Source organism: Haloplanus salinarum (genome assembly GCF_024498175.1).
In the GTDB taxonomy this organism is placed as follows: Archaea; Halobacteriota; Halobacteria; order Halobacteriales; family Haloferacaceae; genus Haloplanus; species Haloplanus salinarum.
Window position 1 is genome coordinate 1977779 of the sequence record NZ_CP101823.1, and the last position, 24000, is coordinate 2001778.

The following is a 24000-nucleotide window of genomic DNA, read 5'->3' on the forward strand; positions in this document are numbered from 1 at the left end:
ATAACCCTTGCGAGGGTCGTGGTACCACGACCGCCGACCCCATACGGTTTACTGTAAGCCATCACCGGGGGTTCGCCGGACCGTCTCGGCGAACCACCGGTGAACAGTTACCGTACTCCGTATCAATCGATCCGGGTTCCCGGCTCGCCGCCCGCGAGGAAGGCCGGCAGGTCGTCGGCGCCGAAGACGTACGCCGGCGCGTCGAGGTCGAGGAGGGTCCGGACCTTCCCGGCCATCCCGCCGGTGACGTCGGTGGCGTCGCTCCCGCCGAGGGCGTCGGCCACGTCCGCGAAGGAATCGATCCGGTCGATCACCGCGCCGTCGGCGTCGTAGACGCCGTCGACGGTCGAACAGAGGCCGACCCGGTCGGCGTCCAGCCCCGTCGCGAACCGGACCACCACCTCGTCGCCCGAGATGATCGTCGTCCCGCTCCCCGCGTGGGCGATGACGTCGCCGTGCGAGACGGGGACGAACCCCTCGCCGAGCATCGTCCGCACGGTCTGGATGGGGAGTTCGAGCGTCGCCTCGGCGTCGCGGGCGCCCGCCGAGAGCGGGTGGACCGGCAGGGCCGGGACGTCGCAGTCGTGCAGTCGCGCGAGGACGAACCGGTTGAGCGTCGTCATCGACCCGTGGATCTCGAGGGCCGCGCCCGCGTCGGTCGTCCCTTCGGTCACGCTCACGCCGTGTTTCTCGGCGTAGTGGTGGCCGAAGCTCCCGGCGCCGTGGACCAAAGCGAGGTCCGCGGGGGCGCCGCCACCGACGGCGTCGGCGACGGCGTCGGTCGCCGCCGAGAGCGCGTCGTCGTCGAGCGTCTCCCGGCGCTCCTTGTCGGTGACGAGGCTTCCCCCGAGTTTGAGGACGGTCGTCATTCCAGCCTCCGGACGCCGTCGGTCGCGAGTTCGGCACGGAAGGCCTCCTCACAGCCCGGCGTGAACTGGAGCGCGGTCAGCGTCTCGGGCGTCGGATCGAGGGCGACGATGCAGCCGCCGCCGCCGGCCCCGGTCAGTTTCGCGCCGTGGGCACCGGCCTCGCGGGCCGCCCACACCATGCTGTCGAGCGACCGCGAGGAGACGCCCAGGGATTCGAGCAGACCGTGGTTGAAGTTCATGAGCCGACCGAGTTCCGTCAGCCGGTCGTCGGCCGACCCGTTCTCGGGGTCGAGGAGCCGTTCGCCCGTCCGGACCAGATCGCCGATGGTCGAAACGGTGTCGGCCGCGAAATCGTACTCCTCCTTGAGCGCGCGGACGCCGGCGACGAGTTCGCCGGTGTCGCCCGCGCCGCCGTCGAACCCGACGACGAAGGGGAGGTTCGGCGTCTCGATGGCCCGGCAGTCGTCGCCCTCGACCCGCACGGCGCCCCCGACGGCCGAACAGAAGGTGTCGGCCCGGGAGGCCTGGCCGTCCTGGACGGCCGCCTCGGCGCGGTACGCGCGGTCCGCGAGTTCCCGCGCCGGGAGCTCGTGGCCGAGTTCGCGGGTCGCGGCGTCGATGCCGGCCACGGTCACCGCGGCCGAGGAGCCAAGCCCCGCCCCGAGCGGGATGGAACTCTCGACGGTGATGTCGAAGCCGGCGTCGGGCCGGCCGACGGCCTCGCGGGCCTGTTCGACCGCCGCGTCGACGTAGCCCATCGCCGCCTCGACCAGCGACGCCGGCACGTCCACGTCCGGCCGGCCGTCGGTCGTCCCCGCGTACTCGACGGTGAAGCCGTCGAGGCTGAGGTCGGACGCCTCCACGCGCACGTGGTCGTCGTCGCGGGCCTCGACGGTCACCGTCGCTCGCCGCTCGATGGCACACGGGACGGCGGGTTCGCCGTAGACGACGGCGTGTTCGCCGAAGAGGTACACTTTGCCCGGCGCACTCGATACCGTCATACGAACCCCTACGGACCGGGCGTCGCTTAAGGAGTCCGGATGGGCAGACGGATTACCGTGACCGGTTACCGGTGGTTCGCCGGACCGTCTCGGCGAACCACCAGTACTGACGTACCGTAGACGGTATCACTCCTCGTCCAGGTCGGCGAGGTCCTCGAGTTCGTCGAGGTCGTCGCCGCCGCCGCGGAGCTTCTTCGCGACGACCGCGAGGAGCACGAGGCCGCCGAGGACCAGGAGGAGTGTGCCGAGTTTGCGCCCGGGACAGCCACAGCCCTCGGCCGCGTCGCCCTCGTCCTCGTCGTCGACGGTCGCGTCGTCGTCGTCCGACGACCCGCCGAGCGTCGCGGGACCGATCTGCACCGTACCGTCGCCGAGGTTGAGTTCCAGGAGGGTGAGCTTCTTGTCTACCATACCGACCATAGCGCCAGCCGCGACTTATATTGTCGGTTGCGTGTCCGGACGCAACCGACTTGGTCGTCCGCACCAAGGGAAGACCGATGGATCGGCCCGAGGCGGAGGTCCCCGAGCGACTGGCCGCCGCGGCGGACGACGTCGACGTCCTCGAACTGCTCGACCCCGCCGTCCGCGACTGGTGGGTCGACCGGTTCGGGGCGTACGTCCCCGAGAACGGCGGCTTCTTCACGCCGCCACAGCGGGGCGCCATCCCGCTCGTCCACGAGGGGGAGAACGCGCTCGTCTGTGCCCCGACGGGCAGCGGGAAGACCCTCGCCTCCTTCATCGCGATCATCAACGAACTGTTCCGCCGGGAGCGGGCCGACGGCCTCGACGACACGGTGTACTGTCTGTACGTGTCGCCGCTGAAAGCACTCGCCAACGACGTCCAGCGGAACCTCGCTGACCCGCTGGCCGGCATCCGGGAGCGACTGGAGACGCGGGGGGAGTCGACGGAAGTGCGACAGGCCACCCGCCACGGCGACACCGACGACGCCGCCCGCCGGCGGATGCTCGCGGAGACGCCACACATCCTCAACACGACCCCCGAGACGCTCGCCATCCTGCTCAACGCCCCGAAGTTCCGCGAGAAACTGCGGACCGTCGAGTACGTCGTCGTCGACGAGATTCACGCGCTCGCCGCGAACAAGCGCGGCACGCACCTCTCGGTGTCGTTGGAACGGCTGGCAGACCTGACCGAGGGCTCGCCGACCCGGATCGGCTGTTCGGCGACGGTCGAACCCCTCGATACCGTCGCCGACTTCCTCGTCGGGCGGGCGGAACCGGGTGGCCCGGCCCGGGACTGCGAGGTGGTCGACGCCCGCTTCGCCCGCGAGTTCGACCTCCGGATCGACTGCCCGGTCGACGACCTGGTCGCCACGCCCGGCGACGTCGTCCGCGACCGCTTCTACGACCGCCTCCACGACCTGGTCGACTCCCACACCAACACGCTGGTGTTCACGAACACCCGCTCGGGTGCCGAGCGGGTCCTGCAGGCGCTCCGCGAGCGCTACGGCTACGACGACGGGAACTCCGGCTGTCACCACGGGAGCCTCTCGGCCGAGCGCCGGGACGCGGTGGAGGCGGCGCTCAAGGCCGGCGACCTCGACGTGGTGACCACCTCCACCAGCCTCGAACTCGGTATCGACATGCCCCACGTCGACCTGGTAGTGCAGGTCGGCTCGCCGAAATCCGTCGCGGCGTTGCTCCAGCGGGTCGGACGGGCTGGCCACCAAGTGGGACAGGTCGTCGAGGGGCGCGTGGTCGCCCTGGACCGCGACGACCTGGTCGAGTGTGCCGTGATGGGCCGCAAGGCCGAATCCGGGTTCGTCGACCGCGTGTTCGTCCCCGAGAACGCCTTCGACGTGGCCGCCCAGCACGTCTATGGGATGGCGATCAACGGCGTTCGCCCCGAGTCCGAGGTGCGGGCGATCCTCCGCCGAGCCTACCCCTACCGGAACTTCGGCGGCGACGACTTCGAGACGCTCTTTCGGTACCTCACCGCCGATTACGAGGGACTGGAGGAGCGAAACGTCTACGCGAAGGTCTGGCGGGACCGGAACGACCCGCCGGACGGCGAGCACCACCACCCGTCGTTCCCGGTCGGCGAGCCACTGATCGGCAAGCGGGGCCGCCTCGCGCGGATGATCTACCTGACGAACGTCGGGACCATCCCCGACTCCTTCGCCTGTGACGTGTTCGTTCGCGGCGGCGAGGAGTGGGTCGGCCAACTCGACGAGGACTACCTCGACACCCTCGATCCGGGCGACGTGTTCGTCATCGGCGGCGAGCGCTTCGAGTTCCGCTACCGTCGCGGTTCGAAGGTGTACGTCGACCGCACCGCCGCCCGGCCGACGGTGCCCTCGTGGTACTCCGAGCGCCTGCCGCTCTCGGCGGACCTCGCGCGGGAGATCCTCGCCTTCCAGCGCGACCTCCTCGACCGTCTCGGCGAGGGCGGTCCGCCGGCGGCCCGGGACTGGCTCCGGAGCGACGTCCTGTCGGAACGGGCGGTGCGGGCGCTGACCCGCCTCTACGACCAGCAGGTCGCCTTCGCCGGCGCGGAGAGCGTCTCGACGCCGACCCGCCTCGCCATCGAGGAGGTACGCGACCGGGAGACCTACCGCCGCCGGTACTACGTCCACGCTGTCTACGGGCGGCGGTGCAACGACGGCCTCTCGCGGCTGCTGGCCGCGAAGTGTGCCAACGAGGCGACGGCGAACGTCACCGTCGCGGTCGCCGACAACGGCTTCGTCCTCTCGATGCCGCTGAACCGCCGGATCGACGTCGCCGGCCTCCTCCGGGGACTCGACCCCGACGACGTGCGGGCGGAACTCCGGGCGGCCCTCCGGGGGACCGACCTCCGCAAGCGGTACTTCCGGATCGACGCCACGCGCTCGCTGATGATCCTGAAACGGTACAAGGGGACGGAGAAGTCGGCGGCTCGCCAGCAGGTCGAAAGCGAGACGCTCCTCTCGCTGGCCGACGACCTGGAGGACTTCGCGGTGATCGAGGAGACCGACCGGGAGCTACTGGAGGACAAACTCCACGTCGAGGGGCTCGAACGCGTGCTTCGGGGGATCCGGTCGGGGAAAATCGAGATCAGCGAGCGGACGGTCGAGACGCCCACGCCGCGGGCCTTCGGCCTGGCGACCCTCGCCGCCACCGACACCGTCCTCGCCGAGGACGAGGACGCGGTGCTCCGGGAGTTCCACGAGCGGGTGCTGGCGGATATCGACGGGAGGTCGGCGGGAAGCGACGCCGATGTCGCCGGCGGTAACGGGCCACGCGGAGCGGACGGCGACGGGTAACGGCACGACTGACCGGCCCGGCGGGCGGACGGATCGACCAACGGACATTTGTCGGTGTGGCAAATACGATCGGGTGACGGAAACGGTAATTCGGCTATCGCCGGGGACGGTCGGGGGGCCACGATGTGGGACATAGGACGGTCGTCATGGTAAGGTCGGCTCACGCTCTCGGGTAGATGGATCTCTCGCTCACGCTGTTCGTGCTGCTGGAGCTCGTCGTCGGCGCGACAGCGACGGTCGTGGCGTTCGTGGCGTGGACCTACCGCGACAGGCCGGGGGGAACTCCCCTGCTGGCGATGGCGGTCACGGGCGTCGCCTACGCGGCGACGAGCGTCGTCGAGTCGACCGTCGGCGACCCGATGCTGTGGGAGCTGGTCACGGGCCTCCAGTATCCACTGACGGCCGCCCTCGCCGTCGAGTCGTTCTACCTCGCCGCCGAGTTCACGCGGCGCGAGCGGTACCTGCGGCCGGCGGTCACGGGGCCGCTGGTCGGCGTGGTGGTGGTGATCCTAGCAGTCTCGCTGACCGATCCCGCACACGACCTGCTTCGAGGCCCACCCGAACTGACGGCCATGGGCGTGTTCACCGCCACCTACGGCCCGCTCTTCTGGATGCATACGCTCGTCTCGCTGGCGATCATCCTCGCCAGCGTCACCCTGTTGACCGTCGAACTGGCGAACGCGGACGGGATCTACCGCGAGCAGATCACAGCCGTCGTCGTGGGCTTTCTGCTCGGAATCGCCTTCTTCCTCTGGGAGTCGCTCGCACCGATCCATCCGGCGTTCAACCTCGCGACCGTCGGGATCGTCGGCTGGTGTTTCGCCACGCTCTGGGGCGTGTTCCGGGTCGATCTACTCGAAACGAGACAGGTCGCCCGCAAGACGCTCATCGACGGCATGGCCGATCCCGTCATCGCGCTGGACACGGAGGACCGCGTCCTCGACACCAATCCACGGGCGCGCGACCTCCTCGACCTCGACGACGACGACGTCGGGACCCCCGTCACGGCGGCGCTCTCCGCGTATCCGCCGCTGCTGGACGCGATCGATGCCGGCGAGGACGAACGGGAGATCACGCTCCGGCGGGACGGCGGGGAGCGCCACTACCGGATCAAGCAGTCGCCGGTGTATCACACCCGGTCGCACGCGGGCCGCCTCGGCGATCGCGAGGTCCGACTCGGTCGGACGGTGGTGATCGAGGACGTGACCGAGCGCAGGAACCGTGAGCGGGAACTCGAACGACAGAACGAGCGCCTCGACGAGTTCGTGAGCGTCGTCTCTCACGACCTTAGAAACCCGCTGAACGTCGCCGCGGGACACGCCGAGCTGGCCCGTCAGGAGTGTGACAGCGACCACCTCGACGAAGTGCTGCGATCGCACGAGCGGATGGAGACCCTGATCGAGGACCTCCTGACCCTGGCACGGAGCGGGCGCTCCATCGACGAGACGGAGGCGGTCGACCTGCCGGCGGTCGCCCGGCGCTGCTGGCGGAACGTCGAGACCGACGGCGCGACTCTCTCCGTCGAGACGGACCTGACGGTCGTCGCCGACCGGACCCGCCTCCAGCAGCTGCTGGAGAACCTCGTGCGGAACAGCGTCGAACACGGGTCGACCGACAGCCGGCCGGAGGCCGACGATAGCGTCGAACACGGAGCGGGCAACGACGACGGCGTCACGGTCACGGTCGGTGCGGTCGAGGACGGCTTCTTCGTGGCGGACGACGGCTCGGGGATCGACGCGGCGGAGCACGAGCGGGTGTTCGAGAGCGGCTACTCGACCGGGGACGAGGGGAGCGGGCTCGGATTACACATCGTCGAACGGATCGCCGAGGCACACGGTTGGTCCGTCCGCGCCGCCGAGAGCGCGGCGGGCGGGGCGCGCTTCGAGATAACCGGCGTCGAGGCGGCGTAGGTCTCGGGTCGTCGTCACCGCCGCGCCCAGTCCAGCATCCGGGCGTAGAACGGCTCCGACGCCAGCGCCCCGGCGTCCCCGACGAGGACGAGCGACTTCTTCGCCCGCGTGAGCGCCACGTTCACCCGCCGGGTATCCTCGAAGATGGGGCCGTCGAGGTCGCCGGTGGCGACGAAGGAGACGACGACCACCTCGGCGCTCGACCCCTGGAAGCGGTCGACGGTGTCGACGGCCACGTCCACCCGGCGGCTGATCTCCGCCACCTGCGCGCGGAAGGGGGCGATCACCACCACGTCGTCGGGGTCGACGCCGGCGTCGAGGTACTCCGCGACGACGGCGGCCACCCGCTCGGCCTCGACGGGGTTGGCGTTGCCCTCGCGGCACCCGTCGGGGTCGATAAATCGGACGCCCCGCCGAAGTTCCGGACCGAGGGCCGCCCCGTCGACGCCCGGGAGGTCGGAAAGCGTCCCGCCGGCCACCTCGGGGGTCGCCGGACGGAGCGCGCCGTCGTAGAACTCCCGGGAGGCAAAGGCCTGGATGCGCTGGCTCATGCGGTACTGTCTGTCGAGCATGGTCGCGGCGTCGGGATGCGCGTCGTGGAGGCGCTCGAACAGCGATGTAGCGAGCCGTTCGTCGCCCGACTGGACGACCGGCGGGAGTTGCTGGTGGTCGCCGACGAGAACGAACCGGTCCGCGAGGTTGATGGCCGCGAGCGTCCCCGGCTCCGTCAACTGCGACGCCTCGTCGACGACGGCGACGTCGAAGGAATCCTCGCGGAGCTCCCGGGAGCCACAGGTGGCGGTGGTGGCGGCGACGACGGGCGCCGACCGGAGCGCGGCCGCCCGGTCGTTCGGCTCGCCCCGGCGCTCCAGGCGCACGTCGAGCATGTCCTCGCGGACGCCAGTCGCCGTGCCCACCCGGGCCACGTCCTCGAACCCCTGTTCCCGGAGGGCTTCGAGGGCGTTGTCGACGGCACGGTTCGTAAACGCCGAGAGGAGGACCCGCTCGCCGCGTTCGACCAGCGCTCGGACGAGGTGGGCGATGGTGTAGGTCTTGCCCGTCCCCGGCGGGCCGTGGACGAGCGCGAAATCCTCGGCGCCGACGGCCCGCCGGACGGCGTCGTTTTGGGCATCGTTGTTGTCGACGAACGTCTCCGTCACCTCGTTGAAGGTGGGGTCCCGCCGGCCGAACAGGACGTCCTTCCGCTCGGGGTCGCCCTTCAGGAGCGCGTCGTGGAGTGCCGTCAGCTGGCGCGAGACCGAAATCTCCGAGGGGTAGACGTCGAGCCGTCGTAGGTCGAGCGGTTCGTCCGCCCTGACGACCGCCTCGTCGCCGAGTTCCTCGATCCGCCCGAGTTCGGCGTCGCCGTCGATGGGGTCGCCCGCGCTGGCGAGGGCGACGTCGCCCTCGCGGAGTTTCGAGACGGCGCCGTCGGGGACCCGTGCCCGGAGTTCCCAGTCGCCGTCGGGGAGCTGCCGACGGTCGAGCGGCTCCAAGTCGATCAGGGCGCGGTCGGCCGCCGCCCGCTCGGCCGGTCGCTGTTCCCACAGCTTCCGGTACTCCGCGTGGACCGCCCGGCGCTCGTCCTCGATGGCCCGGTAGAACGTCTCGAAGTACTCGCGTTCCTCCTCGGGGATGGCGGTGCCGACCTGTCCGGCCTTGGACTCCTGATCGAGGCGCCCCGAGACGACCATGCAGGTGTCCTGCTCGAAGCACCACTCGCATTTGGCGTCGGCCTCGTAGCCCGTAGGGACGCGACGCTCGGCCTCGGCGGCCGCGATCTCGTTGCGCGTCCGGACGACGAACTCCAGCAACCCGCGCCCGACCGAGAACTCCTTGGCCGGGGAGAGGTCGCCGCTCGCCTCGCTCCGGTCGAGGGCCGCGTTCTTCGTGTAGAGGAGCGTCCCCGTGTCCGGCGGGTCGCCCGACTCGCCGAGCAGGAGGGCGTACGTCGCCGCCTGGATCTTGTCGTGAAAGCGCGGGTCGCGCTTGGTGTTTTTCCCCGTCTTGAGTTCGACCGGCATCCCGCGCCGGAGCGCGTCGGCGCGTCCCTTGATGCCGAAGGTGGGACTGATGAGCGTGTACTCCGAGCGCCACTCGTCCTCGTCGGTGAGGGTACCCTGTGCCAGCCACCCCTCGATGGCGGCGGCGTTCCGGCGCACCTCGTCGCGGACCTCCTCGGCCTCGCGGCCCAGCAACCCGAGTTCCAGCCCCGCGGCTTCGACGTGGTCCGCGACGGCGGCGTCGAGGTCACGGCCCCGCAACAGGTCGCCGAACACCTCGTGGACGATGGTCCCCTTGACGACGGGGTAGGCGAGTGGCACGCCCGAGAGCTTGTTCAGGTAGTACATCCGCGGACACTGCACCCACGAGCGCACGTCGGTCACGTCCACGAGGAAGTCGGGTTCGAGGACGACGTAGGAGTCGCCGGTCGTCGCGTATCCCCGCTCGCCCCGGAACTCCGTCTCTTCGGCCTCGGTCACGAGGAGGTCCATCCCCTCGCCCGCATGCTCGGCGGTGTGGGTCCACTTCCCCCAGAGCGTCACCGTGACCGATCCGTCGGCCGTCGTCGCCCCCTCGCCGTCGATGCGCTCGGGACGGATCGTCGCCTCGACGAGTTCGCGTTCGCCGTGTCGCGTCGAGACGCTTCGCACCTCGCCGACGTCGATGATCGTCCCGCGGAGGTTCACGACCGGGGGTGGGCGGTCGCCGGCGAAAAACCCTGCGGGTCACCCACCGTCGCCGTCCCCCTCGCCGCTCCGGACGTCGCCGAGGCGGTCGACCGCCTCGTCGTCCGCCGCCGAGACCGTGGTTCGCCCCCGCGGCGACCCGGGCGGGCCGTCCCCGGCTTCGGCCGACCGCACGTCCGTCGACCCGCACAGCGGGCACGCCCCGGTCGGGTCCTCGACGGCCGTCCCGCAGACTGCACAGACGACGTCGCCGGTCGGGTCGTCGTCCGCCATCTCGCGGTCGCCGGTCGGGTCGTCGACGTCGACCGCTCGCTCGCCCGCCGTCGGCGCATCGGTCCCGCCGGCCACCGACTCGGCGTCGGGGATGGACACCCGGTCGGGGCGCTCGACGTCCTCGCCGTCGCCCGACGTGTCGTCGCCGTCCTCGGTCGTGGCAGCGTTCGGAACCGTCCCCGACGACGTTTCACCCTCCGAGGGGGGCGATGGATCGAGATCCGACGGCGTCTCCAACGGTCGGTCGTCCCGGTGGACGACGGTGGGGGACTCGCCCGCGAACCGATCCTCGTCATCCGGGGGCGCGTCGTCGCCATCAGTCCCGTCGCCCAAAAAGGAGCCGAGCCACGCGCGGAGGCCATCGAGGAGCCCCGTCATCGGTAATGTTTGAACAGGAGCGCCTTCACGTCGTCTTTGGTCCGGACCTGCTCGGTCGTCCCGTCGGGCAGTTCGACCGCGTACCGCTCGTCGCCGTCGGACTCGCCCCACTTGTCGTCGTGGGTGTCCAGCAGACTCATCATCTCGTTCAGCATGGCGTCGTCGCCGCCGGTCGTGGGGTCGCCGTCGGTCGTCCCGTCCGCGGCCTCGCCGTCGTCGTCGTCGTCGACGACACGGGCCGTCGCGGCCTCGGTGCCGCCGACCGAGTCGCCCCCGTCGGCGTCGTCCGCCGCGTTCGCGGGGTCCGCCTCCTCGTCGTCCTCGTAGCGATCGAGGAGATATTCGACGGCGTCGCGGGGCCGGACGTGGCCGTACTTGCCGACCACGTCGCGCGCGATCTCCTCCTGGAGGGCGCGCAGACGCTCCTCCTGTTCCGAGGTGATCTCGATTTCGGGCATTGCCCGAGTTTGCGTCCCGCGACCTATGAAGGTGGGCGTCTCCGCGACCGATACACTCTCGGGGATCGCTCGTCAACCGCGGCCCATGCGGGTCAGAGAGTGGCAGGACATCCTCGACGACGTGAGCGAAGGAACCGTCGACCCGGACGGGTGGCGTGCCGTCGCCGGACAGCGCCGTGACGGCGTCGGCGAGGATCTCTATCTCGGCCATCCGGGCGTCGGCGTCTACCACCTGAAGACGTACGCGAAGAACCCGTACGACGTCCGGGGCGTCGGCACGAAGGTCACCCGGTCGCTCGACGACGACATCGCCGCTCACTTCCCGACCGAGGACCGCCCCCGGCGCTTCGCGGTCCAGTCGCCGCCGGAGAACGAGGACGAGGCCGAGTCGACGGCCAGACGGCTGGCCGAGACGGTACGGGTTCACGCCGAGGCACCGACGACGCCCGAGGACTTCTTCGAGGACGTGATGGAGACCGTCGACAGCCCGGCCTACGGACCGATGTCCTTCGACCTCGCGGACCGCCCCGAGCCGCTGGACGCACTCTCGGAGACGTTCGAGGAGGCGGAGGAACTGCTCGATGCGGAACTCGATGATCTGATCGAAAACGACGGCGTCGGCCGCGGCTTCCAGTGACTACGCGGCGTCGGCGGCGCCCTTGGCTTCGAGGAGCTCCTTGTACCGGTTGCGGATGGTGACCTCGCTGATGTTGGCCACCTCGCTGACCTCGCTCTGGGTCACCGTCTCGTTGGTGAGGAGGGCGGCGGCGTAGACGGCGGCGGCCGCGAGGCCGACCGGGCTCTTGCCGCTGTGGACGCCGCGCTCGCGCGAGGAGCGGAGCAGTTCGCGGGCCTGTCGGCTCACCTCCTCCGAGAGGTCGAGATCGGAGGCAAAGCGCGGGACGTACTGCTCGGGGTCGGCGGGTTTGACCTCGAGTTTGAGTTCGCGGACGACGTAGCGGTACGTCCGGGTCAGCTCCATCTTCTCGACGCGGGAGACGGTGGCGATCTCGTCGAGGCTTCGTGGGGTGCCGGCCTGGCGCGCGGCGGCGTACAGCGCGCTGGTGGCGACGCCCTCGATCGATCGGCCGGGTAGGAGGTCGTCGGCGAGCGCGCGGCGGTAGATGACGCTCGCGGTCTCGCGGACGTTCTCGGGCAGGCCGAGCGCCGAGGCCATGCGATCGATCTCGCCGAGGGCCTGCTTGAGGTTGCGCTCCTTCGAGTCACGGGTGCGGAACCGCTCGTTCCAGGTCCGCAGGCGCTGCATCTTCTCACGCTGGCGCGAGGAGAGCGCCCGCCCGTAGGCGTCCTTGTCCTGCCAGCCGATGTTCGTCGACAGCCCCTTGTCGTGCATCATCTGGGTCGTCGGGGCACCCACGCGGGACTTGGAGTCGCGCTCGCTGGAGTCGAAGGCGCGCCACTCGGGGCCGTGGTCGATCTCGTCCTCCTCGACGACGAGCCCACAGTCGGCACACACGGTCTCGCCGTGTTCCTCGTCGGTCACGAGGGAGCCGCTACACTCGGGGCAGTTCGGGGCCGTCCGCTCGTCCGTTCGTTCCTGTTCTCGCTCGGCCGCGTCCGTGGTACTGTATGTCGTTGTTTCGCTCATGGTTGGTGTCGGATGCCCCCGTACCGAGAGAGAAGCGAAGAGACGAACGGCGGGTGGGTCCTTAACCAAAAGTACGGTCGTGACAGTTATAAACGTTTCGGCACCGAAACGCCCGAATTCGGGTCGTTAACGGTCTTACACGGGTATTTTGCCGTGTGAGTGAGGCACACGGACGCGCCGGCGACGTATATATCTATTTCGCTCGTCGCGTGGGCCAAGCTACTTGACCGCAGCGACCGAACCCGCGGTATGTCGATCACGCTGTACGCGCTCGACGGCTGCCCGTACTGTGAGAAGATCCACGACGCGCTCGCGGCACACGACGTCACCTACGACACCGTCTGGGTCGAGGCGCTCCACTCGGAACGAAACGAGGTAAAGCGAGTCAGCGGCCAGCGAGGCGTCCCGGTCCTCGTCGACGACGAACACGGCGTCACGATGGCCGAGAGCGACAACATCCTGCAGTACGTCGAGCGAACCCTGGCATGACGGTCTACACCGGCCGCGGCGACGAGGGCATGACCGACCTGCGGGACATGTCCCGCGTCTCGAAGACGAGTCCCCGGATCGAGGCCTACGGCACCGTCGACGAGGCGAACGCCCTCATCGGGACGATCCGACCGTCGGGGTACGACGACGTCGACGACCGGCTCGAACGGATCCAGAACCACCTCCACATCGTCCAAGCGGACTTCGCGAACCCCGACCCGGACGACGACGACCCTGCCGTCGACGAGGCCCACGTCGAGGAACTGGAGGCGTGGATCGACGAGGCCGAGGCGGAACTCGATCCGCTGCAGTCGTTCGTCCTCCCCGGCGGGAGCGAGGCCGGCTCCGCCCTCCATCACGCCCGAACGGTCGTCAGGCGGGCCGAACGGCGGGCGGTCGACCTAGCCGACGCCGACCCGGTGAACCCCGTCGCCGTCGCCTACCTGAACCGGCTCTCCGACGCGCTGTTTACGTTCGGTCGCCTCGTCAACGCCCGCGACGGCGTCCGCGAGGACCGCCCGACGTACTGAACGGGCGACACACCACCGCGCCCCCGTGCCGACGGCCGGTCATCCCCCACAAGAGCTATATTTGTCGTCCACGTCTGGTCACATATGAACAAACACTTCGAAGACGCACTGTACTACATCGGCCGCGCCGGCGAGCACGCGAAGGAAGGCGTCATCGAGGAACTCGATCCGCTGGAGGAGCGATTCCGGGAGCTCACCGGGGAGGAGAAGGAGCCGGAACCGTCGCGCCTGGAGAAGCTACAGGACGACCTGCAGGAACTGGAATCCCGGGCCGAGGGCGAGGCGAAGACGGCCATCGAGGACGCCCGCGAGCGCATCCGTCGGTACCGCTCGGGCGAGTAAGACAATCCTTAAGTCGGCGTCGCCGGTACCGACGTACTGCGCGGGTTGGTGGTCTAGCCCGGTTATGACGGCTCCTTCACACGGAGCAGGCCGGCGGTTCGAATCCGCCCCAACCCACTTCTGCCGACGCAACGACGACGAGCGAAGCGAGGAGTCCGTTCGTCGTCGAAGTGGTCGGCGGATTCGGTCCCAGAGGACGAGCGAAGCGAGTCCTCGCGGTTCGAATCCACCCCAACCCACTCGTTTTCCTGACGTTCCTGAAGGAGGGATGGAACAGGCCGGCGTTCCCGCCGAGCGGAGCGAGGCGGGAGGCAGCGGACGACCGGCGGGAGTCCGCCAGCGTTCGAATCCGCCCCAACCCACTTCTGCCGACGCAACGACGACGAGCGAAGCGAGGAGTCCGTTCGTCGTCGAAGTGGTCGGCGGATTCGGTCCCAGAGGACGAGCGAAGCGAGTCCTCGCGGTTCGAATCCGCCCCAACCCACTTCCCCTGCATCGTACCGAGCTACCGGTGACAACCGCGGTTCCACGCCGACACACGCAAGAAACAACTTTCAAGCCACCGGGCGGTTCACGTGTAGCTATGGATATCTCCGATATTGCGACTCCCGAATACATCGAAGTCGACGCGGGCGAGCGCTTGGGGAAGGTCCGTTCCATCTTCGAACGCGAGAACCCCAAGGGGCTCATCGTCACTCGGGACGGCGAGTACGCCGGCGTCATCGGCGAACGCGACTTGGTTCGATCGCGGATCGAAGACGACACCAAGGCCGACGTGCTGATGAAGTCCGCCCCGCGGGTCGACCGCACGGAGGACGTCCGCGAGGTCGCCCGGGTCCTCGTCGAGGGGGGAACCAAGGTCGCCCCCGTCTACGAGGGCGAGAAGCTCTGGGGGATCGTCACCGCCGACGCCATCCTGGAGGCGGTTCTCGACAGCCTCGACGCGCTGACCGTCGAACAGATCCAGACCGACGACGTGATCACCATCGGCGAGAAGGCCCACGTCGGACAGGCGATCAACCGACTGCGCGAGCACGGCGTCTCGCGACTGCCCGTCGTCGACGACGATGACGGGTCGCTCGCCGGCGTGTTGACCACCCACGACATCGTCGACTTCGTCGTCCGTGACGCCGACCGGCAGGGTCGCGGCGACCGCCGGGGCGACCTCGATCGGATGCTCGATCTGCCCGTCTACGACCTGATGACCAGCCCCGTCCTGACGACGACCGCCGACGAGACCGTCGAGGACGCCGTGCGGACGATGCTCGACAACGACGTGTCCGGTCTGGTGGTCACGCCGACCGAGGCCGACGACGGGACGGTGGCCGGCGTGCTCACCAAGACCGACGTGCTCCGCGCGCTCACCTTCACCGAGGAAGGACAGATGGACGTCCAGATCACCAACGTGGCCCTGCTCGACACCATCGCCCGCGAGGAGATCGTCGAGGGCATCACCGACGTGGCGGACAAGTACCAGAAGATGCAGGTCCACCACGCCCACGTGCGCTTCCACGAGCACAAGGAGAAGCTCCGTGGAACGCCCCTGATCCAGTGTCAGATCCGCCTGCGGACCAACCACGGGCAGGTCGCCGGCTCCGGCGAGGGGTACGGCGCCGATCACGCCTTCCACGTCGCGGCCGACACGCTCGAGCGAAACGTCCTCGAACTGAAGGGACTTCGGGCCGACGAGCAGTACCGCGGGCAACTGCTCCGGAAACTCGGCGAACTATAGGCTCTCCTCGCCCGCGGCCAGGCCGTCGCCGGTGATGCGGAAGGTGACCGTCTCGCCGGCGGGCTTCGACCGGTGTTTCTCCAGCGTGGCTCGCCGGTTGCCGCCGCGGAACCGATCCAGGCGGACGACCGTCCCCGTCCAGTGGTTGAGCGTGTTCCCGCCGAGCGCTCGCGTCCGGTCGGCGTCGGGATCGGTGAACACCTGGTTGGTGACGACGACCGCGAGGTCGTGTTTCCGCGCGAGCGACAAGAGGTGGGTCACCTGCCGCCCCACCCGTCTGAGCGTCTCGCCCTCGTCGCCGTCGCGGCGTTCGAGCCGATAGAAGCCCGTGGCGCTGTCGAGGACGATCAGCTCCGCCCGGGAGGCGAAGTCGGCGGCGTCGCGGACGGCCTCTTCCTGTTCGGCGAAGTCGTGAGCCTCGGTGACGACGATGCGGGAGGTAACCGCCTCCAGGTCCCCGTCGTCACCGAGAACCCCCGTCGCGAGCTGTCCGAACCGTTCGACCGAGAGCCCCTCGGTGTCGATGTACACCGCGGTCCCCCCCTCGGCGGCGACCTGGACGGCCGCGGAGAGCGCGACGTTCGTCTTGCCGGCGGCCGGCGAACCGTACAGTTGGGTGACGGTACCGCGTTCGAAGCCGCCGCCCAGAAGGTCGTCGAGCGGGGCACAGCCGGTCGACACTGGCGCTGGCTCTGACTCGGACACACACCTCATCGGTCGTTCCGGGTCATAAACCCTCGACACCGCGGTCGTCGCTCGACCGCGATACGTTTTACCGCCGCGGCGTCGAAGGGAGGTCGTGATCGTCGTCGCCACCGCGGACTTCGAGCTGTACCACGAGGTCGTCGACCTCCTCCGGGAGCGCGGCGTGGCGTTCACCACGGTCGAACCGGACGACGACCTGCCCGAGGGGACGTCGGTCGTCGTCACGGCGCCGGACGACCACATCGACGGTGACGCCGACGTGGACCGCGTCACCGCGACGGCCGACGAGGCCAGACGCGCCGTCGACGAGGCACTCGCACTCCTGCGTGGCGGCGAAGGCCGGACCGTCGTCGGGGTCGATCCCGGCACCCGGCCGGGAGTCGCTGTCCTCGCCGGCGAGACGGTCGTCGCGGCCTTTCACGTCCCCCTCGCCGACGCCGTCGAGACGATCCGCCGGGAGGTCGCGGACGCGGTCGACCCGCTGGTCCGGATCGGCGACGGCGCCCGCATCCAGGGGGCCCGACTCGTCGACGACCTCGACGACGTGACCGTGGAACTCGTCGACGAGACGGGGACGACCCCCTACCTCGGAACCGGCACTCGGGGGATGGGCGACGTCCTCGCCGCGGTCAACATCGCCCGTCTGGAGGGCGAACGGGTCGACTCGCGGGAGATCGAACCCACCGCCGGCGAACTCCAGCGGATCAAGGACCGCTCGCGGCGCGTTTCGACTGACGACCGGACCATCGACGACGCGCTCGCCCGCCGAGTCGCCGTCGGCGACCTCACCGTCAAGGAGGCGCTGGACGAGCACCGCGACTAGACGCGCGCCGTCGCCTCCACCTCGATCAGCATCTCGGGGTCGATCAACCGCTCGACCTGCACCATCGTCGTGGCCGGCCGCCCTCCCGAGGAACGTCGTTCCTCGCTCTCGTCGAACGCCTCGGCGTGGGCGCGACCGATGGCCTCCCAGTCGTCGATGTCGGTCACGAACAGCCGGGTCCGCACCACGTCGGACAGCGAGGCGTCGAGTGCCGCGAGCGCCGTGTCGACGTTCTCGATCGCGCGACGGGTCTGTGCGTAGGGATCGCCGGGACCGACCACCGCGCCGTCGTCGTCGGTCGCCGTGGTCCCCGAGACGTGGATCTCGTCGCCGGCGCGGACCGCCCGCGAGTAGCCGACCGCCGATTCCCACTCTGTACCCGAGGAGACGCGTTCTCGCTCCATGTCGGGCGCTCGACGCGGAGCCTCGAAACGGTGTCGCCTACCGGTCCCGGATCGCCGCCTCGGCCCGTTGCAACACGGTGCGGACCGGCAGGTCCGTCGCACGGGCGACCGCGAGCGCGTCGTCGTACTCCGCGCTCACGTCGTAGACCGTCCCGTCGGCATCGGTCGCGACCTTCACCGCCACGTCGTAGTCCTCGCCGTCGACGTCGAGCGTCGCCGTCTCGAAGACCCGGTCGGCGACCCAGCGGTGCCCGGCGCTCCCCTCCCGGACGCCGAGCGTCCCCGTCTCCTCGGCGAGACGGCGCGCCACCCGCTCGGCGTCCGCGGGGTCGACGACCACCTTGACGAGGTGACCCGGTCGCGATTTCTTCATCGTCGCGGGCAGGATCGACACGTCGCGGGCCCCCGCCTCGGCGAGCGTCTCCTGCAGCGCCCCGAGGACCTCCGGCGTGGCGTCGTCGAGGTTGGTTTCGAGGACCGTGATCGACTCCCGACGCAGCCCGCCGCCGCCGTCGCCGACGAGCGCCCGGAGTACGTTCGGGCGGTCGGGAACGTCCGCGTCGCCGGCGCCGTAGCCGACCGTGTCGACGGCGAGGTCGGGGAGTCGGTCGGCGCCGTCGGCGAGTTCCGCGAGGATGGCCGCCCCGGTCGGCGTGAGGAGTTCGCGGTCGACGGGACCACCGCGGATCGACCAGTCGGCGTCGGCGACCACCTCCGTCACCGCGGGCGCCGGGACCGGGTAGGTGCCGTGACTCATCGTGACGGTCCCCCCGCCGACCGCGACGGGCGTCGTCACGATCCGCTCGACGTCGAGGTCGGCGACGAGGAGGCAGACACCCACCACGTCCGCGATGGCGTCGTCGGCGCCGACCTCGTGGAAGTGGGTGGTATCGAGGTCGGTACCGTGGACCGCCGCCTCCGCCTCGCCCAGGCGACGGAAGACCGCGAGGGCGTTCCGCTCGACGGCGGCTGGGAGATCCATGCCCTCGACGAGGGCGACGACCTCGGGATAGGTGCGGTCGGGGCCGGCGCCCTCGGCATGCGTGTGGGTATGGTCGTGGTCGTGACTGTGGTCGTGGTCGTGGCTCTGGTCGTGACTGTGGTCGTGGTCGTGGCTCTGGTCGTGACTGTGGTCGTGGTCGTGGCTCTGGTCGTGACCACGCTCCGGGTCGTGCTCCGGACGCCGCTTCCGAGCCGGATCGTCGGCCTCGGCGTCGTCGAGGATCACGTCGACGGTCGTCGCGTCGATGCCGGCTTTCGTCGTCGACCCCACGTGGTATCGGACGTCCAGCGCCGCCTCGACGGGGTCGAGGACGGCCGGATCGGCGCCGGCGGCGACCAGGGCTCCGAGGAGCATGTCGCCGCTCGCCCCCATGCGGCCGTCGAACGCGAGCGTGTGCATACCCCCTCGGTCGGGTTCGACGGGCAAACGGCTTGCGACCGCCGCCGGACCGGCAGGGGTTTGTACCGCCCCGTCGTATGCTACGGTATGTCACAGTCCACGGCGAAATCGGACCCCGAAACCCCGGGTAACAACAAACTTATCCCGCATCATCGCCCAGTCACGACCATCCTCGCGGGTACATCATGAACGAAGTGCAACTCGAAGTGGCGAAAGCGTACCCGAACGACTCGGGACGCGGCATCGCCAGACTGGACCCCGACACCTTGCTCCACCTGAAGCTGTCGCCAGGTGACATCATCGAGATCGAGGGGGCCGAGACGACGGCGGCGAAGGTGTGGCGTGCCGACAGACAGGACTGGAACACGGACACCGTCCGCATCGACGGGTTCACGCGACAGAACGCGGACGTTGGGATCGGCGAGCGTGTCACCATCCGCAAAGCGGAGGCGACGAAAGCCGAGAAACTCGTCCTCGCGCCGCCGGAGGAGGCGAGCGTCCAGTTCGGCTCCGACGCCGCCGGCATGGTGAAACGCCAGATCCTCAAGCGCCCGGTGGTCGAACGCGACATCGTGCCCGTCATGTCGAGTACGAACCACCCGTTCATGCGCTCGCCGGGACAGGCCATCCCGCTGATCGCCGTCGAGACGGAGCCCGACGGCGTCTGTCTGGTCACCGAGGACACCGAGGTCGAACTGCGGGAGGAACCGATCTCGGGGTTCGAGAAGACCGGCGGCGGCATCACCTACGAGGACATTGGCGGCCTGCAAAACGAGATCCAGCGGGTCCGGGAGATGGTCGAACTCCCGATGAAACACCCGCAGATCTTCAAGAAGTTGGGGATCGAACCCCCGCAGGGCGTTCTCCTCCACGGCCCGCCGGGGACGGGGAAGACCCTCCTCGCCAAGGCCGTCGCCAACGAGACGTCCGCGAGTTTCTTCTCCATCGCGGGCCCGGAGATCATCTCGAAGTACTACGGCGAGTCCGAACAGCAGTTGCGCGAGATCTTCGAGGACGCCAAAGACGAGTCGCCGTCGATCATCTTCATCGACGAACTCGACTCCATCGCGCCGAAACGGGAGGACGTGACCGGCGAGGTCGAACGCCGCGTGGTGGCGCAGTTGCTGACGATGATGGACGGCCTCGAAACCAGAGGGCAGGTCATCGTCATCGCGGCGACCAACCGCGTCGACAGCGTCGACCCCGCGCTCCGCCGCCCGGGCCGGTTCGACCGCGAGATCGAGATCGGCGTCCCCGACGAGGAAGGGAGGAAGGAGATCCTCCAGATCCACACCCGCGGGATGCCGCTCTCGGACGACGTGAGCCTCGATCACCTCGCCGACGAGACCCACGGCTTCGTCGGCGCCGACATCGAGAGCCTCACCAAGGAGGCGGCGATGAAGGCGCTCCGGCGCTACCTCCCCGAGATCGATCTCGACGAGGAGGACATCCCGCCGAGCCTCATCGACCGGATGATCGTCAAGGACGACGACTTCGGCGGCGCGCTCAACGAGGTCGAACCCTCGGCGATGCGGGAGGTGCTGGTCGAACTCCCGAAGATCACGTGGGACGACGTGGGCGGGCTGGAAGAGCCAAAACAGAACGTCAAGGAGGCCGTCGAGTGGCCGCTCTCCTCGCCGGAGAAGTTCGACCGCATGGGGATCGAACCCCCGAAGGGCGTCCTCCTGTACGGCCCGCCGGGGACGGGGAAGACCCTGATGGCGAAGGCCGTCGCCAACGAGACCAACGCCAACTTCATCAGCGTGCGCGGCCCGCAACTCCTCTCGAAGTGGGTCGGGGAAAGCGAGAAGGCGATCCGGCAGACCTTCCGGAAGGCCCGGCAGGTGTCGCCGACGGTCATCTTCTTCGACGAACTCGACTCGCTGGCCCCCTCGCGCGGGAACGAGGTCGGCAACAACGTCTCCGAGCGCGTGGTCAACCAGCTCCTGACGGAACTCGACGGGCTGGAGGAGATGGGCAACGTGATGGTCATCGGCGCGACCAACCGGCCCGACATGATCGACCCCGCGCTCCTCCGCTCGGGGCGGTTCGACCGCCTCGTGTTCATCGGCGAACCCGAACAGGAGGGTCGCGAGCAGATCCTGAAGATCCACACGCAGGACTCGCCGCTGGCTCCCGACGTGAGCCTGCGCGAGATCGCGGAGATCACCGACGGCTACGTCGGCTCCGACCTGGAGAGCATCGCCCGCGAGGCGGCCATGGTCGCGCTCCGCGAGGACGACGAGGCCGAGGACGTGGAGATGCGCCACTTCCGGCAGGCCATGGAGAACGTCCGCCCGACGATCACCGACGAGATCATGGACTACTACGAGCAGATCGAAGAGCAGTTCAAGGGCGGCGGCGGCGAGAGCTTCGCCGAGCGCGGCAGCGGCGGTCGCATCGGCTTCCAGTAACGCCGCCACGGCAGGTTTATCTCCCCGTCAGTCCTGCCTCGGGACGTGGCGTGGGATCCGACGCTGTACTCCGTCGTCGGCATCGCGGCGGCGGCGCTGTTGTTCGTCGTCGCCGCGGCAGGGTGGCAACACCGAACGGAGCCCGGGGCCAAGGCGTTTATCGGTCTCATCACGGCGCTCGGCGCGTGGGCGCTCGTCTACGGGATTCAACTCGGATTCACGACTCTCGACGCACAGCTCGCCTGGCAGCGCGTCGCCCTCGCCATCGGGGGACCGGTGCCGACGCTCTGGTTTCTCTTTGCGGTCCAGTACACCAACCGCGACGCCTGGCTCACCCGTCCGGTCCGGGCGATCATGCTCCTCGATTCGGCGGTCTTCGGCCTGCTGACGCTCACGAACCCGTCACACGGCCTCGTCTGGCACGACGCATCGCTCGTCTCCTACGGCACGCTCCAAGCGCTCGACATCGCGTTCGGGCCGGGGTATCTGCTCCACATCGCGTACACCTACGTCGTGACGCCGATCGGGTTCGGTCTGCTCGCGGTCGCGACGCTCCGGTCGACGCTGTATCGCGCGCAAGCGGGACTCTTGGTGGTGGGGGCGATCCCGCCGCTGGTGGCGAACGCGGCGTTCTCGCTCGGACTGCGATGGACGTCGTTGCCGCCGGTCGATTTCACGCCGTTCGCGTTCGTGATCACGGGGCCCTGTTTCGCGCTGGCGCTGTTCCGATTCGACCTGCTGGAACGCGTCCCCGTCGCGAGACGGAAGATCGTCGCGGACGCCGACGACGGGTTCGTCGTCCTCGACGAGGACGAACGGATCGTCACGTTCAATCCGAGCGCGGCACGGCTGCTCGACGATCCGATCGAGGGACGTCCGCTCCGAGAGCACCTTCCGGCTGGAAGCGACGGCGCGACGCTTACCGCCCTCGACGGGACGACCCTGACGGCGGTCGTCGGCCAGCAGCAACGCGTCTACGACGTGACCTGCTCGACCCTGTCGGACCACCACGACCGGGTGGTTGGCTACGTCCTCCGCTACCGGAACGTGACGGATCGTCACCGGTACGAGAAGCGCTTGAAGGTCGCCAACCGGGTGTTGCGACACAACCTCCGCAACCGGATGAACGTCATCATCGGGTGGGCCGAGGAACTCCGGGAACGCGACGACCCGGAGGTCGCCGCCGCCGGCGAACGGATCACCACGACGGCCGTGGACCTGGTCGAACTGGGATCGCAGGTCCGACTGCTGGTCGAGACGGCCGACGACGTCGGCGAGACCACCGAACGGGTCGTCCTGCGTGATCACCTCGAACCGTTGCTGAACCGCCTGCGGGAGAGTCATCCCCAGGTCGCCGTGGAGGCGGACCTCCCGTCGACGGCGACGGCGGTCGTGCCGAGCGCGAAACTCCTCGTCATCGCCGTCGAGAACCTGCTCCAGAACGCCGTCGAACACAACGACGCCGAACGGCCGTGGGTCCGGTTGGTCGTCGAGGACGACGGCGAACACACGCGAATCCGGGTGGCCGACAACGGGCCGGGCATCCCCGACGACGAGCGGGCGGTGTTGCGCCGGGGCAGCGAGACGCCCCTCGAACACGGGAGCGGACTCGGCCTCTGGCTGGTCCACTGGACCGTCACCGCCGCGGGCGGCGAGGTGTCGTTCGGGGAAAGCGACGCCGACGGGAGTGTCATCACCCTCACGTTGCCGTCCGGTACCGACGGCGGGGCGGCGTCGGCGTAGCGGCCCACGGGCCGGTGCGTATTAGTGATTCGTCGGCGTACGCCAGCGTGGAAGGGTGGCTCAGTGGTAGAGCGCACGCCGTCGTCCGCCCGACGAGGGTGGCCGGCGGGGCTGTCGACCGACCCCGGTCGGCGCGTGGCTTCGCGTGGTTCGACTCCCGCCCCTTCCACTTCGGGTTAGGAGTTGCGGGGAGAGCGAGCGTCGCGAACGTCGGCGCCGTCACGGACCATGTCCTCACAGCGGGGACACACGCGCGGTTCCTCGACGCTGTTCGGCGTGAACACCCGGGCGTAATCGCGAGTGACGAAGGCTCCACAGTTCTGGCACTCGGGCATACCGCCGGAAAATCACGTCAGATTTGACATAAGTCTTGGGGGATCGGCGATCACCGGGCGTCGTCCGGTCCGTTCCGACGCGAAGCGAACGGCAGCGACGGCGCCCGACCTTCGGTACGTTTATTATTCCGACCACCCGCTTTTGATGGCATGGGCGGACGACCCCTCGACGTGCTGGAGGCCTCGCTCGACGAGGACGTGACGGTGTATCTCAAGGACGGCCGTGCGTTCCACGGCCTTCTCGGCGGGTACGACCAGCATATGAACGTCGTACTCGAACCTGGCGACGAGATCGGCGAGGGCGCCCTCGACGATCCGAACGTCGAGCAGGTCGACAACACAACCATTATACGCGGCGACAACGTCGTGACGATAAGTACATGACCGGAGCAGGAACGCCGAGCCAGGGCAAGAAGAACAAGACGACCCACGTCAAATGTCGACGTTGCGGTGAGAAATCCTACCACGTCCGGAAGAAGGTCTGTTCGTCGTGTGGCTTCGGCAAGTCGGCGAAGCGACGCGACTACGAGTGGCAGAGCAAGGCCGGCGAGTAACCCGGCTCCGAGCGGGCCGACGCTCCGTTTTTCGTCTCTCCTCACGATCGCCGTTCAGCAGGGATAGCGGCGCTGATAC

At 69.2% G+C, this 24000-nt stretch carries 23 protein-coding genes and 2 tRNA genes; 14 read left to right on the forward strand and 11 right to left on the reverse strand.

Annotated features, from left to right (window positions below; translation table 11 throughout):
• Nucleotides 1–122: 122 nt before the first annotated feature.
• The 3 genes from NO364_RS10230 to NO364_RS10240 form a co-directional block, all read right to left on the reverse strand.
• Nucleotides 123–869, reverse strand: a complete 747-nt coding sequence (locus NO364_RS10230) for an isopentenyl phosphate kinase (protein ID WP_157690874.1) — start codon at nt 867–869, stop codon at nt 123–125.
• Nucleotides 866–1870 (reverse strand): mevalonate kinase, encoded by a 1005-nt coding sequence (gene mvk / locus NO364_RS10235; RefSeq protein ID WP_257627456.1) that lies wholly within the window; start codon nt 1868–1870, stop codon nt 866–868. The genes NO364_RS10230 and mvk overlap by 4 nt, the downstream gene beginning before the upstream one ends.
• Before the next feature lie 126 nt (nt 1871–1996).
• A complete protein-coding gene (locus NO364_RS10240; protein WP_157690872.1) occupies nt 1997–2281 on the reverse strand; it encodes a hypothetical protein in 285 nt (94 codons plus the stop codon).
• Between the two features lie 86 nt (nt 2282–2367).
• Between NO364_RS10240 and NO364_RS10245 the strand changes: the two genes are divergently transcribed.
• Nucleotides 2368–5130 carry an ATP-dependent helicase gene (locus tag NO364_RS10245; RefSeq protein ID WP_257627457.1) on the forward strand — a complete coding sequence of 921 codons (2763 nt, stop codon included), beginning with the start codon at nt 2368–2370 and terminating at the stop codon, nt 5128–5130.
• 176 nt (nt 5131–5306) lie between these two features.
• The gene (locus tag NO364_RS10250; RefSeq protein ID WP_257627458.1) at nt 5307–7040 is read left to right on the forward strand and encodes a sensor histidine kinase; all 1734 of its coding nucleotides are present in this window, start codon (nt 5307–5309) and stop codon (nt 7038–7040) included.
• A 14-nt stretch (nt 7041–7054) separates the two neighbouring features.
• Here the strand turns inward: NO364_RS10250 and NO364_RS10255 are convergent, their stop codons facing one another.
• Genes NO364_RS10255 through NO364_RS10265 form a run of 3 tightly spaced genes read right to left on the reverse strand, consistent with a single transcriptional unit; the run spans nt 7055 to nt 10839 of the window.
• The gene (locus NO364_RS10255) at nt 7055–9730 is read right to left on the reverse strand and encodes an AAA domain-containing protein (protein ID WP_257627459.1); all 2676 of its coding nucleotides are present in this window, start codon (nt 9728–9730) and stop codon (nt 7055–7057) included.
• A 39-nt stretch (nt 9731–9769) separates the two neighbouring features.
• A complete protein-coding gene (locus tag NO364_RS10260) occupies nt 9770–10381 on the reverse strand; it encodes a hypothetical protein (protein ID WP_257627460.1) in 612 nt (203 codons plus the stop codon).
• Nucleotides 10378–10839 carry a hypothetical protein gene (locus tag NO364_RS10265; RefSeq protein ID WP_257627461.1) on the reverse strand — a complete coding sequence of 154 codons (462 nt, stop codon included), beginning with the start codon at nt 10837–10839 and terminating at the stop codon, nt 10378–10380. Before NO364_RS10265 ends, NO364_RS10260 begins: the two co-directional genes overlap by 4 nt.
• Nucleotides 10840–10924: 85 nt before the next feature.
• Between NO364_RS10265 and NO364_RS10270 the strand changes: the two genes are divergently transcribed.
• On the forward strand, nt 10925–11476 hold the full coding sequence (locus tag NO364_RS10270) for a hypothetical protein (RefSeq protein ID WP_257627462.1): 552 nt from the start codon (nt 10925–10927) through the stop codon (nt 11474–11476).
• Here the strand turns inward: NO364_RS10270 and NO364_RS10275 are convergent, their stop codons facing one another.
• Nucleotides 11477–12448 carry a transcription initiation factor IIB gene (locus tag NO364_RS10275; RefSeq protein WP_257627463.1) on the reverse strand — a complete coding sequence of 324 codons (972 nt, stop codon included), beginning with the start codon at nt 12446–12448 and terminating at the stop codon, nt 11477–11479.
• Between the two features lie 249 nt (nt 12449–12697).
• On the opposite strand from NO364_RS10275, the gene NO364_RS10280 reads away from it, so the two are divergent.
• The 5 genes from NO364_RS10280 (at nt 12698) to NO364_RS10300 (ending at nt 15541) form a co-directional block, all read left to right on the forward strand.
• Entirely contained in the window at nt 12698–12937 is a 240-nt protein-coding gene (locus tag NO364_RS10280; protein WP_257627464.1) for a glutaredoxin family protein, read from the forward strand.
• Nucleotides 12934–13467, forward strand: a complete 534-nt coding sequence (locus NO364_RS10285) for a cob(I)yrinic acid a,c-diamide adenosyltransferase (protein ID WP_257627465.1) — start codon at nt 12934–12936, stop codon at nt 13465–13467. The genes NO364_RS10280 and NO364_RS10285 overlap by 4 nt, the downstream gene beginning before the upstream one ends.
• Nucleotides 13468–13551: 84 nt before the next feature.
• Nucleotides 13552–13809, forward strand: a complete 258-nt coding sequence (locus NO364_RS10290; RefSeq protein ID WP_157690862.1) for a DUF7553 family protein — start codon at nt 13552–13554, stop codon at nt 13807–13809.
• 42 nt (nt 13810–13851) lie between these two features.
• A tRNA-Val gene (locus NO364_RS10295) sits at nt 13852–13926 on the forward strand.
• 466 nt (nt 13927–14392) lie between these two features.
• Complete coding sequence (locus tag NO364_RS10300) at nt 14393–15541, forward strand: CBS domain-containing protein (protein WP_157690861.1); 1149 nt, start codon at nt 14393–14395, stop codon at nt 15539–15541.
• Here NO364_RS10300 and radB read toward each other — a convergent pair.
• Nucleotides 15536–16246 carry a DNA repair and recombination protein RadB gene (gene radB / locus NO364_RS10305; RefSeq protein WP_199243683.1) on the reverse strand — a complete coding sequence of 237 codons (711 nt, stop codon included), beginning with the start codon at nt 16244–16246 and terminating at the stop codon, nt 15536–15538. The genes NO364_RS10300 and radB overlap by 6 nt on opposite strands.
• Before the next feature lie 94 nt (nt 16247–16340).
• On the opposite strand from radB, the gene NO364_RS10310 reads away from it, so the two are divergent.
• A complete protein-coding gene (locus tag NO364_RS10310; protein ID WP_257627466.1) occupies nt 16341–17069 on the forward strand; it encodes a hypothetical protein in 729 nt (242 codons plus the stop codon).
• Here NO364_RS10310 and NO364_RS10315 read toward each other — a convergent pair.
• On the reverse strand, nt 17066–17473 hold the full coding sequence (locus tag NO364_RS10315; protein ID WP_157690858.1) for a RidA family protein: 408 nt from the start codon (nt 17471–17473) through the stop codon (nt 17066–17068). The two genes, NO364_RS10310 and NO364_RS10315, sit on opposite strands and share 4 nt — an antisense overlap.
• 37 nt (nt 17474–17510) lie before the next feature.
• Nucleotides 17511–18875, reverse strand: a complete 1365-nt coding sequence (gene larC, locus NO364_RS10320; protein ID WP_257627467.1) for a nickel pincer cofactor biosynthesis protein LarC — start codon at nt 18873–18875, stop codon at nt 17511–17513.
• Nucleotides 18876–19060: 185 nt separating this feature from the next.
• Here larC and NO364_RS10325 point away from each other — a divergent pair, with 185 nt between their 5' ends.
• From NO364_RS10325 to NO364_RS10335, 3 genes are all read left to right on the forward strand, one after another.
• Nucleotides 19061–21289, forward strand: a complete 2229-nt coding sequence (locus NO364_RS10325) for a CDC48 family AAA ATPase (RefSeq protein ID WP_157690856.1) — start codon at nt 19061–19063, stop codon at nt 21287–21289.
• A gap of 45 nt (nt 21290–21334) precedes the next feature.
• Nucleotides 21335–23032: a histidine kinase N-terminal 7TM domain-containing protein gene (locus tag NO364_RS10330; RefSeq protein ID WP_257627468.1), complete on the forward strand. Its 1698-nt coding sequence runs from the start codon at nt 21335–21337 to the stop codon at nt 23030–23032.
• Nucleotides 23033–23081: 49 nt separating this feature from the next.
• Nucleotides 23082–23201: transfer RNA gene (locus tag NO364_RS10335), tRNA-OTHER, on the forward strand.
• A gap of 7 nt (nt 23202–23208) precedes the next feature.
• Here the strand turns inward: NO364_RS10335 and NO364_RS10340 are convergent.
• Entirely contained in the window at nt 23209–23367 is a 159-nt protein-coding gene (locus NO364_RS10340; RefSeq protein WP_199243682.1) for a DUF7563 family protein, read from the reverse strand.
• Nucleotides 23368–23517: 150 nt separating this feature from the next.
• Between NO364_RS10340 and NO364_RS10345 the strand changes: the two genes are divergently transcribed.
• Entirely contained in the window at nt 23518–23751 is a 234-nt protein-coding gene (locus NO364_RS10345; RefSeq protein WP_257627469.1) for an LSM domain-containing protein, read from the forward strand.
• Nucleotides 23748–23921, forward strand: a complete 174-nt coding sequence (locus NO364_RS10350; RefSeq protein WP_049936239.1) for a 50S ribosomal protein L37e — start codon at nt 23748–23750, stop codon at nt 23919–23921. The genes NO364_RS10345 and NO364_RS10350 overlap by 4 nt, the downstream gene beginning before the upstream one ends.
• Nucleotides 23922–24000: the final 79 nt, after the last annotated feature.